Raw genomic sequence first — 18499 nt, forward strand, 5'->3', positions numbered from 1 at the left:
TCACCAAATTAAGAATTTTGCCTTCCATCTATTTATTTTAACACGGCCTGATTCGAGATTAAAATCTTCTGCGATATTCTTCTTCATCAAAATCATTACAGGTTTTAAAGTTTTTATAACCTCTAATCCTCCATGATAAATGTATTTTGGAGCTAAGTCTTCAGGTATTTTCAAAATTTCTTTTTTATAAAGCGAAAAAACTATTTTAGCGTCATCCTCACCAATAATATTTGTTAACTCATTAAAATTTTTATTTCTTGAAATTTCTTCTAATTCTTTTGCTTCATTTAATGAATATGAACAACCACAATATTTTTGTCTATAAATATCATATGTTCTACAAATTTCTGATGCCCTTTTTACTCCATTGTTTGATCTAAAATTAACGTATAAAAATTTTATACCATAATAATCTGCAAAATAATCTCCCCATTTTTTTATGGTAGAATGTGATTTTCTTGGAGAAGCTAATAAAGTTGTTGAATAAAAATCAAAGTTTAATTCTTTTGCTTTTTTTGCTGATTCTTCTAATCTAAATTTTATACATTCTTCACATCTATTATTCAAATTGTTTTTTATTTTAGAATAAAAAATTTTTGGGTCATAATTATCATCAACAATTTCAAAGCCCCATTTATTTGATAATTTAATTAACTCTTTTTTCCTTTTATTATATTCTTTTTCTGGATATATATTTGGGTTGTAAAAAAAAGTTTTTGGTTGGTACCCCTGGGTTAATAACCTTTCAAAAGAAATAGTTAAATCAGGTGCGCAACAAACATGAAGAAAAATTTTCAAAAATCTATCATTCCTTCCAAATTACTCAAAATTGTTCTTTTTAGTCCAATATTGTACAAATCTTCAAAATTTTCTATCTTTTTATATAATCTGTAGTTAACAATTTTTTCAGCAGTTGTTTTTCCTATACCGGGAAGACTTTCAAGTTCAGATATTGTTGCTTTATTTACATTAATTTTTTCATCATTTAATTTAATTATTTTTTCACTCACATAAATATAGTTTTTAATTTTATTGTAGGTAGCTTTCCCTATACCACTTACTTTCATTACGTCTTCTTTTTTGGTGAAATTATATTTATTTCTGTAATCAATTATATTCTTTGCTTTGGCTTCACCAATACCAGGAATATTGACCAAATCATAAACTGTACAATTAATTAAATCAACTTTAACAATAGAAGATTCAAAAACAAGATTGTTCTTTTCTTTTATTGTGAATCCTATTGCAAAAACAACTATAATAAATAACAATGAAAAAAGCATTTTTAGTTTCATTTTTTAACCCTCATCAGAATAAAAAGTTATTGATTTTAAAAATCTATCTTTTATACTTAACCCTGTTAAATTTTGGAATCTATTTTCATCCATATTTTTGAGATAATCAAGAGCTTCAGAATATTCTTCAAAAATCCCAGCCATTATAGCAAAATATTCATTATTACTCTGTGTATAGGAATTTAAAATGTAAACAGGTAGTCCTGATTTTCTCAAAGTATTAGCCGGAAGATAAGCTGGAGCTTGGTCAAAATAAAGATACAACTGAACAGCATACATTTTTTGTTCTTCTTCATTTTTGTAGTCTTCTCTATAGAGATAATATTTATCATTGTTTATAAAAATATAGTATAAAATATCTTCTTCATAAGCCTCTACAGCATTTTCTAATAATTCTTGCCTTGTTTCAAAAACTTTCACAGCGCCTCTATTGTTTTGATATAAAGTATTAGTGGATCTTTGAAGTAAACTATAATAATTAAGTTCTTGCAATTCTATATTAGACGTATTAGGCTTAATTTCAAGTTTAGGTAGTTTAATTTCAACTGTTTCTGTAATTGCCTCAGTTGAATTTTCTTTGGGAGAAGTTTTTAAATCATTTATGCTAATTTCTAAGTTGTTCATCTGTTGCTTCAAGTATATAGAATAAGAGGTTAAAAGAAAGGCTATAAATGGTAGTATAAAGACAAATATTACTACGACCATAAAACCTTTATTAGATTTTTCATTCAAAACAATTCACCTCTTAAAAATATCAAGAATTCTTCCAAATGATTTTTGAGTTCTTGATATGTTATTGTTATTTGTTTGCACTTGCCTTTTTCTATGATAATATCTTTTGTAGATTTTGTGTTGTTTATAACATCAACTTGTTTTATCAAATTTGTTAGATTAAAACCCAAATAATTCAAAAAAGATAAAAATTGTTCTACTTTTTCTATAGAAATAAATCCATTTAAATAGCTTATGAACAAGATAAATAAAAATATAAATCCGTCTATTTCAACTATATCATTTTTAAATAAAATATTTTTTCTAAAAATTTTGCTTTTTATTCTATCTCCTGGAAAATATCCATAAGAGGATAAAAGAGATATAGAAAAACTTAGACCATTATTTATAAAATCAAAAAAGTCCAAATCATTATTTCTTTTAACATAATTCTTGGTAAGATCTGAATATTTACTTTCATTTATATACCCTAAAAAAAATGGGTATATAAATGTTTTTTTATCAGTTAATTTAGGATTTTCTGTTATCAAAAGAGGATCGATATAAAGAAAATCTGGATATCCATCTACTTGTAAAAAATCTTCTTGAAAATTCATGTTTAAGTTAAATGAACCTTTTAAGGGTGGAACTATCATTGTTTTTAAATTGGTTGGTATAAAAATCAACAAGTTTTTGTTAAAGCCTACAGAATTATATGTATAACCAGCTAAACTCAAAACTTCATTTCCACCAAAACAAATTAAATTTGAAATATTGTCTTTATTGATTTTATCTGATAAATCTAAAAATTTATCCAATGATTTTGCATCTTTTCCTGAACGAATGAATTTTTGATTTTTAATTTTAAAAACATCTCTAAGATTGGATTCAAATACCATCAAAGATGAATAATAGTCTTGATACTTATTTAAAATTTTTTTGGATATGTTATCTTCAATAAAAATATTGATTTCTTTTTCAAAAGAAGTAGAATATAAATAATTTTTCAAAATATCACCTTACTCAAAAGTTGAAATAAAATTTGAAACTGTTTCGTTATTTCTTTCATTTGTACCATTTTCATATATAATTAATTTTTTGTATGTAGTTGAAGATAACATTTTACCTATTTCAACTAAATCAGAATTTGATAAGTTCAATTTCGCTTCAGAACTAACAGTATCAAGGTTGTTTCCCAAGGTAATTATCAAGAAATCAGGTTCAAAGTTATCTATTTCTAATATGGCTTTTTCTAAAACTCTTTTAAAAGTTCTTCCATCTGATCCTCTGTCAATCGGGAAATTAATGTTATAACTTCTTCCTTCCTCTTCACCGATTTCCCATTCAAAACCACAGGTATAAGGGAAATTATCTACAGGATTAATATGTATACTAATAGTTAAAACATTACTGTCATTGTAAAAAATTTCCTGTGTCCCATTTGCATGGTTTAAATTCAAATTTAAAATGGCAATGAAACCATTTGTTTTAGATTGTATATATCTTGCTGCAAGTGCAGCATTATTTAAATAACACCCTCCGCCAGCAATACTTATACCTGCATGTATTCCTCCAGGTCTTGTTAAAGAAAATACTGATGTTTCTGGATATTTCAACAACAAATCTGCTCCAGTTAAGGCATTTTTAACTGAAATCCAAGCCATTTCAAAAGTATTAGACATTATAGGAGTTTGATTATCATAAACACGGTCATATCCAAAAACTTTCGGAAAATACTCTTCTCCACTGCTCAGGGATTTTGATTTGTTTTTTAGCCAAAAAATATAATCAGCCTCGTGAACTAAATACAAATAAGATCTTGGGAAATCTTTAGGCTTGATAAAATTTTCTTTATAACCAATAGAAAGAGTGCTGATCAAATTTTCGATACATTCAGATGTATCGTGATGATCTACAAATTTGTTATTTTCTATTTTGCTTTTTGGTGTATAAAAAACATGTCGAGGATCATAAATTATTTTCATAAATTATCCTCCATAGAGCTGATTTTATCAACCCTTCTTTTATGTCTTCCCCCTTCAAATTCAGTTTCCAAAAATTTATCTACCGTCCATTCAGCAAGATCTGGACCAGTTAGCCTTCCAGCCATAACTAAAACATTTGCGTTATTATGTTTTCTGGCATATTCTGCCATAGTTGGATATAGGCATAATGCCCCTCTAATGCCTTTTACTTTATTAACAGCTATTGACATTCCAAGCCCAGTGCCACACATAGCTATCCCAATATCAGATTCTTTACTTGATACATGTTCACCCAGTTTTTTTGCATAATCTGGATAATCTGTACTTTCTTTATTATACGTTCCAAGATCAATTACTTCTACATCTTTTTTGTTTTCTAAATATTTTCTTAAATGTTCTTTCAATTCAAAAGATGCATGATCTGAAGCTAAAGAAATTTTCATATAATCCCCCTTTTTAAAATTAAGAAATATTCATTAATTTTGATAAACCTACCATTTCAAAAAGTTCTTTAATCTTCTTATCGATATTTATAATGGTTAAAGAGCCACTCTTGTTTTGTAAATCTTTATGAATAGATATTAAAGCTCCAATACCTGCAGAATCAAGATAACTAACTTCTTTGAAATCCATCACTATGTTGTTGTTATTCATTTTTTTAACTTCTTCTTTAAGTTTTTTAGAATTATTTAGATCAATTTCGCCCTTGATCTTCAAAATATTATTTTTTTTGTCCAATAGTATTTCCATATTTTCCTCCTCACATGGTTCTTATTAATCCAACCATTTTTCCTTGTATTTTCAAAATTTTTGGATCAACTTCTATAATTTCCATTTCAGAATTTTCTGGTACAAGATGAATTAACCTATCACTTATTTTCTTAAAAGTTTTCAATGTTGCGTAGTTATTTTCAAGCAAAGCAACTATAATATCTCCATCATCAGCATAATTTTGTTTTTTAATAATGACATGATCACCTGACTTAATGTGAGCTTCAATCATAGAATTTCCTTCAACAATTAAAGCGAAATATTCATTGTTTTTCGGAAAATAGTTTACTGGTAAAGTTACCCTATCTCTTATTTCCTCAACTGCTTCTATAGCAGCCCCAGCTGCTATTTTGCCAATTACTGGAACTAAGGTTTCCCTGGTAAAAATTTCTCCTGATTTTTCCGTTAATCTTATTCCTCTTGACACTCCCTTTCTTTCGATATAGCCTTTTTCTTCAAGCGTAATTAAATGTTTGTGAGCTGCTCTGGGACTTTTAAAACCAAAATGTTTCATGATATCTCTTACACTTGGAGCATAACTATTTTTCTCCATATATTCCTTTAAATACTGTAAAATTTGGGATTGCCTACTTGTCAATTCCTTCATTTTCTATCCCCCTTAAATATTTTCATCATCTTCATCTACTTTTACAACTATCATGCCGACAACCTCATCGTCGGGAGATAGCCTAACAGTTATCACACCTTGAGTTACCCTATTCAAAACGCTAATGTTATCTATGGTAGTTCTAATAGCTTTACCATTTTTTGTGAAAATCAATATATCTGAGCCATCATTAATTGATAAAGCTGATACGATTGTACCTATTTTTGTAATGTCCCTAACAGTCTTAATTCCAATGCCGCCTCTATTTTGCCTTCTATAGGAAGAAAATTTTGTTCTCTTCCCATAACCTTTTGAAGTTATGATCATTAGTTTTTTATCATGCTCTACTAAAACTGCGTTTACTACTTCGTCATTCTTTCTCAACTTTATAGAATTAACCCCAGAGGCTCCTCTACCCATATTTCTAACATCTTTAGAACTAAATCTAAGAGACATCCCATTTTTTGTCACTAACAAGACATCATCATCAAGACTGTTCATAACTAAAGCATCAACAACCATATCATCATCTCTTAAATTTATAGCTCTTATGCCTTTTGTCCTTGCATTTGCAAATTCAGATAAAGATGTTTTTTTAACTTTTCCTTTTTTTGTAAAAATCATGATATCTTTTTCATAATCACCTTTAAGAGAAACAGTGGTAATTGCCTTAATACTTTCGTCTTCTGTCAAGTCAAGATAATTTGCAATGTGTTTACCTTTTGTAGTTTTTTGAGACATATCTATTTCATATGCAGGTAGTTGATAAGCCTTACCAGCAGAGGTGATGATCATTAATTTAGATAATCTGTTGGTGTACAATATTTCCAACACACTGTCATTATCAGAGATTTTTAATCCTTTAACCCCTTTACCTCCTCTTCCTTGAGCTTTATATTGAGAAGAAGGAATGGCTTTTATATATCCCCACTTTGTCAAAACTATTATAATGTCTTCATCTTCAATTAATTCTTCATATTTTTTCAAATCTGATTTATATTTAAGTATTTTTGTTCTTCTGTCATCGCCAAATTTATTTTTTATTTCGTCTAATTCTTCTTTTATAATATCATTTAACACATTTTGGTTTTGAAGAATTGTATTACAATAACTGATTTTTTCTGTTAATTGTTTTAATTCAGAAGTTAGCTTGTTGATTTCTAATTTAGAAAGACTAATTAACCTCATTTCAGATATAGCTTTAGCTTGCTCTTCGGATACGTCTATTGTAGCCTGAAGGTTTGCCAAGGCATCTTCAACTCCATCAGAATTTCTTATTATTTCTATTACTGTATCAATTCCATCAACTGCTTTAATTAAACCTTCTACAATATGAGCTCTTTTTTTTGCTTTTTGTAAATCGTATTCAGTTCTCTTTGTTATAACATCGACTCTATGTTCTAAGAATGCTTGGATTAGACCTTTAAGGTTCATCAAAGAAGGTTTACCTTTGTTGATAACATTCATTTGAACTGAAAAAGATGATTGTAATGATGTATGCTTTAGAAGATCGTTAATCAATCTTTTAATATTTGCATTTTTTTTGAGTTCTATAACTAACCTCATACCTCTTTTATCAGTTTCGTCTCGAACATCTTTTATACCAGAATCTTTTTTGTTTTCTTTCTTTCTAACGGCATAGGCAACTATTTGGTCTATAATGTCAACCTTTGAAACAGCATAAGGTATTTCAGAAACAATAATAGAAGAACCATTATTATCTTCAACAATTTCGTATTTTGATCTGATAGTGACTTTTCCCCTACCAGTTTCATACATATCTTGAATGTTTTCGCCATCAACAATTATTCCACCAGTGGGGAAGTCAGGGCCCTTAATGAACTCCATTAATTCTTCAGCTTCTGCTTCTGGATGGTCTATAAAATGTTTTATTCCATCGACAAGTTCAGTTAGATTATGAGGTGGAATACTTGTTGCCATACCAACAGCAATACCTGAAACTCCATTCATAAGTAATGCGGGCATTCTTGTAGGTAGAACAACAGGTTCTTTCAAAGAACCATCAAAATTGTCTATGTAATCAACTGTGTTTTTATCTATATCTTTGAGCATGAATTCAGATTCTTCGAACATTCTTGCTTCTGTATATCTCATTGCAGCAGCGGGATCTTTGTCTATGGAACCAAAGTTACCTTGCCCATTTACAAGCATGTATCTCATTGAAAAAGGTTGAGCCATTCTAACTAAAGCATCATATATTGAAGAGTCTCCATGAGGATGATATTTACCCATAACTTCTCCAACAATACGAGCAGATTTTTTATAACTTGATGTATGCTTCAATCCTAATTCATTCATTGAGTACAAAATTCTTCTTTGAACAGGTTTTAGTCCATCTCTAACATCTGGAATTGCCCTACTAACTATTACTGAAAGTGAATAAAGAAGATATGAAGTTCTAAGTTCATCAACAAATCTTTGATCTTCGTGTCCACCGTGTATTATTTTATCGTTGTTTTCTTCGCTCACAAAAATACCTCCAATTAAGAAACTCTTAGTCCAGGTTCAATATCTCTATCAACTGTCAATACAGTTAATTCTTCCTCATTTTTAGCAGCTAAAAGCATACCTTGAGATTCAATCCCCATAAGTTTAGCTGGTTTTAAATTTGCTACAATAATTATTTTTTTACCAACTAAATCTTCTGGTGAGTAATATTTTTTAATACCAGCTACTATCTGTCTTTTCCCTAATTCTCCAACGTCTAATTTTAATTTTAAAAGTTTATTTGATTTAACAATATCTTCTGCCTCTTCAATTTTTGCTACTCTTAAATCCACCTTTTTAAAATCAGGAAATTCTATTAATTCAACTACATTGTCTTCTGGCAATTTTTTCTCCTCCTCTTTATTCATAACAATCACTTTTTCCCATTTTTTTGTATCAATTCTTTGAAAAACTGGTTCTCCAATTGTTGTCTTTTGATTTGATTTTAATTTATTTAACCCTAAATTTTTTTCATTTATATGATTTTGCGAATATCCCAATTTTTCAATTATTTTTACAGAACTTTCGGGCATAATAGGATAAATCATAATAGCAATATTTCTAATCGAATCCAAAAGGTTGTACAAGACTGTAGAAAGCCTATCTTTTTTAGATTCATCATTACCTAAAATCCATGGTTCAGTTATGTCGATATATTTATTGGAAAATCTAACAATTTCCCATAACTTTTCCAAAGCTTGCGTGAATTTTAGATCATCCATGTTATCAAAAAATTCTTTAATATTTGTTTCTATTAGAGAATAAAGTTGTTGGTCTACATCCTCTGATTTTCCTTTAGGTTGAATAACACCATCAAAATATTTAGAAAGCATTGAAAGAGTTCTATGAACTAAATTTGAAAGATCGTTGGCTAAATCAGAGTTGTATCTTGTTATGAGGTTATCCTCGGAAAAATCTCCATCTCTACCAAAATTAATATCTCTCATTAAATAGTATCTCACTGCATCTTTAGAATAAGCATTCATAAGTAATCTTGGATCAATGGCATTACCTAAAGATTTTGATATTTTCTGCCCATTAACCGTTAACCATCCATGGGCAAAAACCTTTTTTGGTAATTCTATGCCTATTGACATCAACATTGCAGGCCAAATTATTGAATGGAACCTATTGATTTCTTTGCCTATCAAATGCAAGTCAGCTGGCCAATATTTTTCAAAATTTTCACTATTATGAATGTAACCCAAAGCACTTATATAATTTATCAGTGCATCAACCCAAACGTAAACTATATGTTCGGGATCATCAGATAAAGGTACTCCCCAATCAAATGTCGTTCTAGTTATGGAAAGATCTTTTAATCCGGATTTTAATATTTGGTACATTTCATTTCTTCTGAAATCTGGTTGCATAAATTCAGGATTTTCCTCATATAATTTTAAAAGGGCATCGTTGTATTTTGAAAGTTTGAAAAAATAATTTTCTTCTTCAACCCATTTTAACTCTCTGCCACACTCTGGACATACTTTTTTTCCACCTTTTTCTTCAATTTCTTCATCAGAAAAAAAAGATTCATCTGGAATGCAGTACCAACCTTCATATTTCCCCTTATAAATATCGCCATTATTTTTCATTTTTAGAACAACTGATTGAACGGTTTTTTCATGTTCTTCATCTGTAGTTCTTACAAAATAATCGTGAGTTAAACCCATATCTTCCCAAAGCGTTTTAAATTTATTTGAAAGATCATCAACTAATTCTTTTGGAGTGATGCCTTTTTCTTTAGCAGATTGCATGATTTTTTGACCATGTTCATCAGTACCAGTCAAAAAGAACACGTCAAAATTTCTCATTCTCTTGTATCTCGCTACAATATCAGCAACTATTGTTGTATATGCAGAACCTATATGAGGTTCTGAGTTTACATAATATATTGGCGTTGTTACATAATACTTTTCCATTAGAGCACCTCCATTATCTTTTCAAGTGATATTATACCATAAATCAAGGTATTCAAAAATGTACTTAATCATCTTTTAATGCTTTTATCATAGATAATTGAATAAAAACATAATTATTCATGTTTATATATATATTTTAATATATTTTTTAATTATTTAAACTTCTATATGATATAATTATTTGATAAATAAAAAATGGAGGTTATACAATGAAGTTCTCGAGATTATATGCACCTACATTAAAAGAAACCCCTGCTGATTCTGATATAAAAAGTCAAGAACTTTTGATCAGGGGTGGGTTTATAAGGAAAGCCGCGTCAGGAATTTATTCTTATTTACCACTTGGTTGGAAAGTTGTGAGAAATATAGAGAAAATAGTTAGAGAAGAAATGGAAAAAATAGAAGCTCAAGAGATTCTACTTCCTGTTATTCAATCTTCTGATATATGGAAAGAATCAGAAAGATGGTTTGATTACGGACCTGAAATGATGAAGTTTGAAGATAGGCATGGCAGAGAATTTGCATTAGGTCCTACACATGAAGAAATGATAACTTCAACTATAAAAAATGAACTTAATTCATATAAACAACTTCCGATGAATCTCTATCAGATAACAACTAAGTATAGAGACGAAATAAGGCCAAGATTTGGAGTGTTAAGAGCAAGAGAATTTATAATGAAGGATGGTTACAGCTTTCATAAAACTGATGAAAGTTTAAATGAAACTTATCAGGACTACTATAAAGCATATGAAAAAATATTAGAAAGAATGAATGCAAAATATGTTGTAGTTGAAGCAGATAATGGCACTATGGGTGGAAACGAATCACATGAATTTCAAATTTTAGCTGAAAACGGGGAATCTATTATAGTTTATTGTGAAGAATGTGGATATTCTGCTACTATAGAAAAAGCAACATCTAATGAAGTTTTTTCTTATGAAGAAGAGGAATTAAAAGACAAAGAAATAGTAAGTACACCAAACGTTAAAACTATAGACGAAGTAACAGAATTTTTAAATTTACCAAAAGAGAAAATTGTAAAATCAATACTGTTAAGAGGAAGAGATAAAGATATATTGGCTTTAATAAGAGGAGATCAAACAATCAACATTTCAAAATTAAGAAATCTTATAGGAGATCAAACTATTCAAATGTTTGAACCAGAAGAAGTAAAAAAAGAATATGGAATTGAAACGGGATTTATTGGTCCAATTGATATAAAAGATGTTTATATAATTGCTGATCAATCATTGAAAGGTATTAAAAATTTTGTTGTAGGGTCTATGAAAAAAGATTTTCATATAATTAATGCGAACGTAGATAGAGATTTTAAAGTAGAAGAATTCGCTGATATAAGAGAAGTAAAATCAGGGGAAAAGTGCCCCAACTGTAGTTCAAAAATAAATTTTAAAAAAGGTATAGAAGTTGGGCAAGTGTTCAAATTGGGGACAAAATATTCCGAAAAGTTAAATGCGACATTTACAGACCAAGATGGCAAAAACAAACCTTTCAAAATGGGTTGTTATGGTTGGGGTATTTCAAGAACTCTCGGAGCTATTGTTGAACAATTTCATGATGAAAACGGTATGATTTGGCCTTTAAGTTTAGCACCTTTCCAAATAGAAATCATACAAATCACTGACAAAGATAAAGAAATAGTAGAATCATCAAATGAAATTTACGAAATGCTTAAAGAAAATTACGATGTGGTATTAGATGATAGAAAAGTTTCTGCAGGATTTAAGTTTAAAGATAGTGATCTCATAGGGGTTCCATTAAAAGTTGTAATAGGGAAAACACTTAAAGAAGGGAAAATAGAATTAAAACTACGTGGCCAAAAAAATGGCGAGCTTGTAAGTATAGAAAAAAAGATATTAGAAGAGAAAATTAAAGAAAAATTAGAAGAATACAATAATTACATAAAAGATTTTGGTAAATAATAAAAAGTAGTATGCTCCTTGACAGAATAAAACAAGCATGATATAATAACTTCAGTCATAAATATTGACGGAGAGGTGGCCGAGCGGCCTAAGGCGCTTGCCTGCTAAGCAAGTGTAGGGTTTTTTCCCTACCGAGGGTTCGAATCCCTCCCTCTCCGCCATTTTTTTTATCAATTTTTAGATGAGTACCCGTGGCTCAAATGGATAGAGCGTTGGACTGCGGATCCGAAGATTACCGGTTCGAATCCGGTCGGGTACGCCAATAAAGGAGACAGAGTTGTTAACTCTGTCTCCTTTATTAGATTATATCTATTAATTACTATCTTAAATACATTAAATATAAAACAAATAATATAGCAAGAATCCATGTAAACCAATGAATATTTTTGCCTTTTCCTCCAAAGAATTTTATTACAGGATAAGCGATCATACCAAGTGTAATACCAGTGGCTATTGAATAAGTAAAAGGCATCATGATAAGAGTTATAAAAGCTGGTAGGCCTTCTGTTGAATCATCCCAATCGATTTCCTTTAAACCTTTCATCATCAAAGATCCAACAAAAATCAATGCTGGAGCCGTTGCTGCAGATGGAATGGAAGATGCTAACGGAGAAAAGAAAAGCATCGAAAGCATCAAGATTGAAGTAACCACTGAAGCTAAGCCAGTTCTGGCACCTTGGGCTATACCAGCACCAGATTCAACATATGAAGTAACCGTAGAAGTCCCGAAAATAGAACCAACCACAGTACCAGTTGCATCTGCCATATAAGCTTTTTTAGATCTTGGTAAACTACCATCTTTTCTTGCAAATCCTGCAGACTGAGCTAAACCCATTAAGGTTCCAGTGGTGTCAAAAAAATCGACAAAAAAGAAAGTTAATACTATTATCCAAAATGTAGGTTCTAATAAATTGTCCAAGCTTAGTTGTAATTTTCCAAAAGTTGGAGCCACATCAGGTATTTTGCCAACTATACCATGAAATTCTGTTACTCCTACAAAACTTCCAAATAGTGTTGATGAGACAATACCTATTAAGACGGATCCAGGTACTTTAAGAGTGTATAAAATAGCGATAATAAATAATCCAATAATAGTTGTCAAAGCTTCTGGAGAGGTTATATTACCCAAAGCTATAAAAGTAGCGTCATCAGCGACTATTATTCCAGAACCTTTTAATCCTATAAAAGATATAAATAAACCTATACCTGCGCCAGTAGCTATTTTTATAGTTTTTGGGATGGCATTACCAATAAAAGTCCTTACCCCAGTTAACGTGATAATGATAAATATTACACCTTCAACAAAAACAGCGCCAAGAGCAGTTCTCCAATCTACTCCCATATTTAAAACAACTGTATACGTAAAATATGCATTCAGCCCCATTCCAGGTGCTAAAGCAAACGGGTAATTGGCAAATAATCCCATTAATAGGGTTGCTGTTGCCCCCCCTAAAATTGTAGCAACCATTATAGCGCCAAAGAATTGTTCGTACAGTAAAGGGTTAGTTGCAGTTCCAGGAATAGCATCAACTAAAATTGAAGGGTTAACGAAAATAATGTAAGCCATGGTTAGAAAAGTTGCAATACCTCCATATATTTCTTTTCTAACAGAACTTCCAGATTTAGAAATCCCAAAAAACTTGTCCAACTTAAAGACCTCCTTAAGATGATGAAAAATAAAAATAGAAAACCCTTCTCCTATTAAAATAAGGAGAAGGGCTAATTTATTTAAAAAAACTCTTCTCCTATAGTCAGATAATTTACGGTTATCTGGTAGAAACTCTCGATCCATATTATCGAGATTATATAGGATTCGTAGAAATAATATTTAATTTTTTACATAAATATTCTAACAGAAAATAAAAATATTATTTTTAAAATAAAGAACTTAAAAAATTTCAAGTATGTTAAGATGCAATCAGCAAATTAGTATTAATCGTTAATAACCATATTTAATTATCTTTATAATACTTTCACTATATTTTTATAAAAAAGAAATATTTGTTTTGTAAAAATAATTGTAAAATTGTCTTATAAAAAATATAGTAAAATATATTCAGTAAATGTATGTATAATGAGCGGAGGGATATAATGCAAAATGAAATAAAGATTGTAGGCGCTAAAGAACATAATTTAAAAAATATTGATGTTTCTATTCCAAAAAATAAAATAACTGTGATTAGTGGGATGTCTGGTTCTGGAAAATCCACATTGGCGTTAGATACAATATATGCTGAAGGACAGAGAAGGTATTTAGAATCTGTATCCTCTTATGCCAGACAATTTTTAGGGGACTTAAAAAAACCTGATGTAGAATCAATCGAAGGGTTGTCTCCTGCAATTGCAATTGAACAAAAAACAGTTTCAAACAATCCAAGGTCAACTGTTGGTACAGTTACTGAAATTTACGATTATATGAGAGTTTTATATGCAAGAGTTGGTAAAGCATACTGCCCAAAATGTGGGACGCTTCTTGTCAGCTCTACTGTAGATGAAATCATTGAAAGCATATACAGAGAGTTTGAAGAAGATTCGAGAATATATATTTTTTCTCCAATTGCCAAAGAGAAAAAAGGAGAATTCAAAAAAGAGATCAAAAATCTAAAAACTTCTGGTTTTAGGTTGTTAGAAATAGATGGTGAAATGCTAGATTTAGATGAAGTTGATTCTTTAAAGAAGAGTTTCAGGCATAACATAAATTTGTTAGTTGATAGGTTAAAACTTAAAAAAGACAATTTTGAAAGATTATACGAAGCAATAGAAATAGCTTTAAAAGAATCTGGAGGTTTTGTAGATATCAGAGAAATGGATAAGAAAGAAAATGTATTAAAATCAAAACAGTTCTCTGAAATCCTTGCATGTCCTGAGGATGGATATAGTTTTCCAGAAATAAATCCAAAATTATTTTCTTTTAATAGTCCATATGGGGCTTGTGAAGATTGTCATGGGTTAGGTTTTAAGCTTGAGGTACAACCGGATTATATATTTGATTTAGAGAAACCACTAAACAATGGTGGAGTTTTAAACATGGGCAAAGATACTTATATGGTAAAAATAATGACACAAATTTTAGAAGAGTATAATGAAGATCCTTCTAAGCCAATGAAAGAATTACCTGACAAGTTAATAAACATTTTACTATATGGAAGCTCAAAAGAAATTGATTTTGAATTGGAATCAAAAGAAGGTAAATTACATAAATTTTCAAGAGCTTTTGAAGGTATGGTTAATTGGTACAATAGAAGATATTACGAGACAAATTCAAAAGATATCAAAGAATGGATAGAAAAAAACTTTATGATTCAAACAACATGTCAAACATGTGGGGGACATAGGTTGAGAGAAGAAGCTTTATCAGTAAAGATTGAAGATCAGAATATTTTTGAACTTACTAATAAACCCATTGATGATATTGCAAAGTTTTTTGAAAGTATTCAATTGAGTGATTTTAATAAAGAAGTAGCAAAAGAACTTTTAAGAGAAATTAAGTTGAGACTTCAGTTTTTAAAAGATGTTGGATTGGGTTATCTATCACTGTCCAGAACTTCGGGAACTTTATCTGGAGGGGAATCTCAAAGGGTAAGACTTGCGACTCAAATTGGTTCTGGTTTGACAGGTGTTACATACGTTTTGGATGAACCAACAATAGGCTTGCATTCAAGAGACAATGACAGATTAATAGAGACACTTCATAAATTGAAAGATTTGGGAAATACTGTGATTATAGTAGAACATGATGAAGAAATCATAAAAAATTCGGATTATATTGTAGATTTAGGTCCAGCTGCCGGTATAAATGGTGGTGAAGTTATCTTTGAAGGTACTGTTCAAGATATTCTCAAGAAACCAGGAAAATCATTAACAGGTAAATATCTTACTGGAAAAGCAAAAATAGAATTTTTGGAGAAAAAAAGAGAAAAAAATACTAAGGAAATATCAATAAAAGGAGCAACTCATAATAATTTAAAGAGTGTAGATATAGATTTTCCTTTGGGAAAATTTATAGTGGTGACTGGAGTTTCTGGTTCTGGTAAGTCTTCTTTAGTTATGGATACTCTATATCCTGCTCTTCAAAAAGAGATTAATAGATCACGAGTTGTCCCAGGATATTACAAAGAAATTAAAGGTTTAGAGTATGTTGATAAGATCATTTCTATTGATCAAAGCCCAATTGGAAGAACGCCAAGAAGTAATCCCGCTACGTATACGGGAGTTTTTGATTTCATAAGAGACATTTTTTCTCAAACAAAAGAATCAAAAATCAGAGGTTATGATAAAGGTAGATTTAGTTTTAACGTTAAGGGTGGAAGGTGTGAGTCTTGTAAAGGGCATGGAGTTAAAAAAATCGAAATGCAATTTCTTCCAGATGTATATGTCACTTGTGATGTTTGTAAAGGACAGAGGTATAATAAAGAGACTTTGAAAGTAAAATACAAAGGTAAGACAATTTCAGATGTTTTGGAAATGAGCATTGATGAAGCTTCTGAGTTTTTCAAAAATGTTTCTTTTATCAGTAGAATATTGGAACTATTAAAAGAAGTTGGTTTGGGTTATTTGAAACTTGGGCAACCTGCTACAACTTTATCAGGGGGGGAAGCACAAAGAATAAAACTAACTTCTGAGCTTAGGAAAAGATCAACTGGTAAAACTTTTTATATATTAGACGAACCAACTACGGGATTACATTTTGAAGATGTGAAAAAGCTATTGAAAGTTTTAGATATGTTGGTTGAAAAGGGGAATACTGTAGTAGTTATAGAACATAATATGGATGTTATTAAAAATGCAGATCACATAATAGATTTGGGGCCAGAAGGCGGCAAAAATGGTGGAAAGATAATTGCAGAAGGTTCACCAGAAGAAATTATAAAACAAGGTGGTTATACAGCCAATTATTTGAAGTATTTTTTAAATCATAAGTAATTATTAGTTAACCAGTCTATCGGTTCTTCTCCAGCTATTTCATAGAGAGTTTCCATAACTCCTTTGTTGGAAAAATTATTAATGGTTTTTTCTAAGGTGAGTAATATCTTTTTAATTTCTTCATTAGAAATTTTAGAATTTTCATAGGAATCAAAAAGTTCATCCATATCAAGAATTTCAAAAGAAAAATCTTTTTTTATTAATATATCAAGCTCCAAGTCGTGAAATAAAATATAATTTTTAGTTTGTTTGTATTTCCCAAAATCGATATAAATTAAATAATTAGATTTTTCTCCATATTCATCGTGAAAATAGGAAAGCATCAGATTGGTTTGAGGAATTAAAAGTCTCTTTACAAACTTTATAGAATTATGAGAAAATAACTTTTCCCACGGTCTTTTATAACCAAAAACATGCATGTTAAATTCTCGAAATTCTGTAAAATCAAATTTTGCATCGTTTATATGGGTTTTTATTTTTTCGTATTTATTTTTTATGTCAAATTTATATTGTTTCATAATATCCTCCTAAATGATAATTAAAAAAAGGTGACTCTGCTGTAGAGTCACCTTCAATTATATCATAAGGTTATATTTTATGTATTACTAATCCTGACCTCAATTTTGGTTCAAACCAAGTTGATTTTGGTGGCATTATTTTTCCTGCGTCAGCAACATCTATTAACTGTTTTAATGGTGTTGCATACATAGAAAACGCAATTTTCCAATCTTTTGTGTCAACCCATTTAGAAAGAGCACCTACACCTCTTATACCTCCTAAAAAGTGAATTCTTGAATCCTTTCTTGGATCTCCTATTCCTAAAGTCGCGGCCAATAAATGTTCTTGTAAAATGTAAACATCTAAAACTTTTACTGGATCAGATTCATCTACTATTTCAGGTTTGGCTTTCAAAATGTACCAATTCTTGTCTAAATACATTCCAAATTCATGAAGTGACTTAGGAGAATAAGGACTTTCTGGAGCATCAGAAATTTCAAATTTTTCTTTAACTTTAGAAAAAAATTCTTCTTTAGACAAGCCGTTTAAATCTTTAACTACTCTGTTATAATCTAAAACCCTCAATTCATCGTCTGGAAATATAGCGGCTAAGAAATAGTTGTATTCTTCGTTACCTGTATGGTTTGAATTTTCTTCTTTTTTAATTTTTCTTGTTCTTGAAGCTGCAGCAGCCCTATGATGACCATCAGCAATATATAAGTTATCTATACTTTCAAAAGCAGATTTTATTTTACTTACTTTGTTTTCGTCGTTAATTAACCATAATTCTTGTCTTACTTCATTTTCATCAACAAAATCAGCAATTTTAGCTGATTCATCAATAGAGTTTTTTAATAATTTTTTAATATCATCATTTGATTTAAAAGTCAGAAAAACTGGGCCCGATTGAGCACCCAATAAAGTAATATGTCTAGTTCTATCATCTTCCTTATCTTGCCTTGTTAATTCATGTTTTTTAATTTTTCCTTGATCGTATTCGTCTACAGAAACTGTGGCAAATAAGCCAAGTTGAGATTTATCTTTCCAAGTTTCTCTGTAAATGTAATAAGAAGGTTTTTCGTCATTTATTAAAATTCCTTCATCCTCAAATTTTTTTAAATTTTCACCAGCTTTTTTATAGACTTCGTCGGAATGGGGGTCAACATCTCTTTTAAAATCTACCTCAGCCCTTGTTACTCTTAAAAAACTTTTTGGATTTTTTGATACAATTTTTTCTACTTCATCACTTTCAAGAACATCATAAGGTGGACATGAAAAATTTTCAATGTGTTCTTTTTTTGGTCTTAATCCTTTGAAAGGCCTTACTAAAGACAAG

15 protein-coding genes, 2 tRNA genes and 1 riboswitch are annotated in these 18499 nt (G+C 30.0%); of the genes, 4 read left to right on the forward strand and 13 right to left on the reverse strand.

Annotated elements, in window-relative coordinates; all coding sequences use genetic code 11:
- Genes BLS00_RS01725 through metG form a run of 10 tightly spaced genes read right to left on the reverse strand, consistent with a single transcriptional unit; the run spans window position 1 to window position 9799 of the window.
- Window positions 1–798, reverse strand: coding sequence for an epoxyqueuosine reductase QueH (locus BLS00_RS01725; protein WP_091402254.1), 798 nt, complete (start codon window positions 796–798; stop codon window positions 1–3).
- The gene (locus BLS00_RS01730; RefSeq protein WP_091402256.1) at window positions 795–1295 is read right to left on the reverse strand and encodes a ComEA family DNA-binding protein; all 501 of its coding nucleotides are present in this window, start codon (window positions 1293–1295) and stop codon (window positions 795–797) included. The genes BLS00_RS01725 and BLS00_RS01730 overlap by 4 nt, the downstream gene beginning before the upstream one ends.
- A 3-nt stretch (window positions 1296–1298) precedes the next feature.
- Complete coding sequence (locus BLS00_RS01735) at window positions 1299–2027, reverse strand: hypothetical protein (protein WP_091402258.1); 729 nt, start codon at window positions 2025–2027, stop codon at window positions 1299–1301.
- Window positions 2024–3016 carry a hypothetical protein gene (locus BLS00_RS01740; protein ID WP_091402260.1) on the reverse strand — a complete coding sequence of 331 codons (993 nt, stop codon included), beginning with the start codon at window positions 3014–3016 and terminating at the stop codon, window positions 2024–2026. The genes BLS00_RS01735 and BLS00_RS01740 overlap by 4 nt, the downstream gene beginning before the upstream one ends.
- A 9-nt stretch (window positions 3017–3025) precedes the next feature.
- Window positions 3026–3991 carry an arginase family protein gene (locus tag BLS00_RS01745; RefSeq protein ID WP_091402262.1) on the reverse strand — a complete coding sequence of 322 codons (966 nt, stop codon included), beginning with the start codon at window positions 3989–3991 and terminating at the stop codon, window positions 3026–3028.
- Entirely contained in the window at window positions 3988–4434 is a 447-nt protein-coding gene (gene rpiB / locus BLS00_RS01750) for a ribose 5-phosphate isomerase B (RefSeq protein ID WP_091402263.1), read from the reverse strand. The genes BLS00_RS01745 and rpiB overlap by 4 nt, the downstream gene beginning before the upstream one ends.
- A gap of 19 nt (window positions 4435–4453) precedes the next feature.
- Complete coding sequence (locus tag BLS00_RS01755; RefSeq protein ID WP_091402264.1) at window positions 4454–4741, reverse strand: STAS domain-containing protein; 288 nt, start codon at window positions 4739–4741, stop codon at window positions 4454–4456.
- A gap of 10 nt (window positions 4742–4751) precedes the next feature.
- Window positions 4752–5369, reverse strand: a complete 618-nt coding sequence (gene lexA / locus BLS00_RS01760) for a transcriptional repressor LexA (protein WP_091402265.1) — start codon at window positions 5367–5369, stop codon at window positions 4752–4754.
- A gap of 12 nt (window positions 5370–5381) precedes the next feature.
- On the reverse strand, window positions 5382–7859 hold the full coding sequence (gene gyrA / locus BLS00_RS01765) for a DNA gyrase subunit A (protein WP_240724320.1): 2478 nt from the start codon (window positions 7857–7859) through the stop codon (window positions 5382–5384).
- A 14-nt stretch (window positions 7860–7873) separates the two neighbouring features.
- Window positions 7874–9799, reverse strand: coding sequence for a methionine--tRNA ligase (metG, locus tag BLS00_RS01770; protein WP_091402266.1), 1926 nt, complete (start codon window positions 9797–9799; stop codon window positions 7874–7876).
- Between the two features lie 209 nt (window positions 9800–10008).
- Here metG and BLS00_RS01775 point away from each other — a divergent pair, with 209 nt between their 5' ends.
- The 3 genes from BLS00_RS01775 to BLS00_RS01785 all read left to right on the forward strand — a co-directional run bounded on the left by BLS00_RS01775 (window position 10009) and on the right by BLS00_RS01785 (window position 12004).
- Entirely contained in the window at window positions 10009–11742 is a 1734-nt protein-coding gene (locus BLS00_RS01775) for a proline--tRNA ligase (RefSeq protein ID WP_091402267.1), read from the forward strand.
- A 69-nt stretch (window positions 11743–11811) separates the two neighbouring features.
- Window positions 11812–11903: transfer RNA gene (locus BLS00_RS01780), tRNA-Ser, on the forward strand.
- A 24-nt stretch (window positions 11904–11927) separates the two neighbouring features.
- Window positions 11928–12004, forward strand: a tRNA-Arg gene (locus BLS00_RS01785).
- Window positions 12005–12061: 57 nt separating this feature from the next.
- Here BLS00_RS01785 and BLS00_RS01790 read toward each other — a convergent pair.
- Window positions 12062–13390: an NCS2 family permease gene (locus tag BLS00_RS01790; RefSeq protein WP_091402490.1), complete on the reverse strand. Its 1329-nt coding sequence runs from the start codon at window positions 13388–13390 to the stop codon at window positions 12062–12064.
- An 80-nt stretch (window positions 13391–13470) separates the two neighbouring features.
- Window positions 13471–13572: riboswitch (purine riboswitch) on the reverse strand.
- 261 nt (window positions 13573–13833) lie between these two features.
- On the opposite strand from BLS00_RS01790, the gene uvrA reads away from it, so the two are divergent.
- Window positions 13834–16665 carry an excinuclease ABC subunit UvrA gene (gene uvrA, locus BLS00_RS01795; RefSeq protein WP_091402269.1) on the forward strand — a complete coding sequence of 944 codons (2832 nt, stop codon included), beginning with the start codon at window positions 13834–13836 and terminating at the stop codon, window positions 16663–16665.
- On the opposite strand, the gene BLS00_RS01800 is transcribed toward uvrA, so the two are convergent.
- Both BLS00_RS01800 and BLS00_RS01805 read right to left on the reverse strand, forming a co-directional pair.
- Entirely contained in the window at window positions 16656–17183 is a 528-nt protein-coding gene (locus BLS00_RS01800; RefSeq protein WP_091402270.1) for a ribonuclease FAU-1 family protein, read from the reverse strand. The two genes, uvrA and BLS00_RS01800, sit on opposite strands and share 10 nt — an antisense overlap.
- 70 nt (window positions 17184–17253) lie before the next feature.
- A complete protein-coding gene (locus tag BLS00_RS01805; RefSeq protein ID WP_091402272.1) occupies window positions 17254–18498 on the reverse strand; it encodes a DUF1015 domain-containing protein in 1245 nt (414 codons plus the stop codon).
- Between the last annotated feature and the right edge of the window lies 1 nt (window position 18499).

Source organism: Geotoga petraea (assembly GCF_900102615.1).
GTDB lineage: Bacteria > Thermotogota > Thermotogae > Petrotogales > Petrotogaceae > Geotoga > Geotoga petraea.

Excerpts from the sequence above, each read along its gene's own strand:
- BLS00_RS01800 (WP_091402270.1), bottom strand. The coding sequence starts at position 17,183 with ATGAAACAATATAAATTTGACATAAAAAATAAATACGAAAAAATAAAA.
- lexA (WP_091402265.1), bottom strand. The coding sequence starts at position 5,369 with ATGAAGGAATTGACAAGTAGGCAATCCCAAATTTTACAGTATTTAAAG.
- BLS00_RS01730 (WP_091402256.1), bottom strand. The coding sequence starts at position 1,295 with ATGAAACTAAAAATGCTTTTTTCATTGTTATTTATTATAGTTGTTTTT.
- uvrA (WP_091402269.1), top strand. The coding sequence starts at position 13,834 with ATGCAAAATGAAATAAAGATTGTAGGCGCTAAAGAACATAATTTAAAA.
- BLS00_RS01755 (WP_091402264.1), bottom strand. The coding sequence starts at position 4,741 with ATGGAAATACTATTGGACAAAAAAAATAATATTTTGAAGATCAAGGGC.
- BLS00_RS01775 (WP_091402267.1), top strand. The coding sequence starts at position 10,009 with ATGAAGTTCTCGAGATTATATGCACCTACATTAAAAGAAACCCCTGCT.
- rpiB (WP_091402263.1), bottom strand. The coding sequence starts at position 4,434 with ATGAAAATTTCTTTAGCTTCAGATCATGCATCTTTTGAATTGAAAGAA.
- metG (WP_091402266.1), bottom strand. The coding sequence starts at position 9,799 with ATGGAAAAGTATTATGTAACAACGCCAATATATTATGTAAACTCAGAA.
- BLS00_RS01745 (WP_091402262.1), bottom strand. The coding sequence starts at position 3,991 with ATGAAAATAATTTATGATCCTCGACATGTTTTTTATACACCAAAAAGC.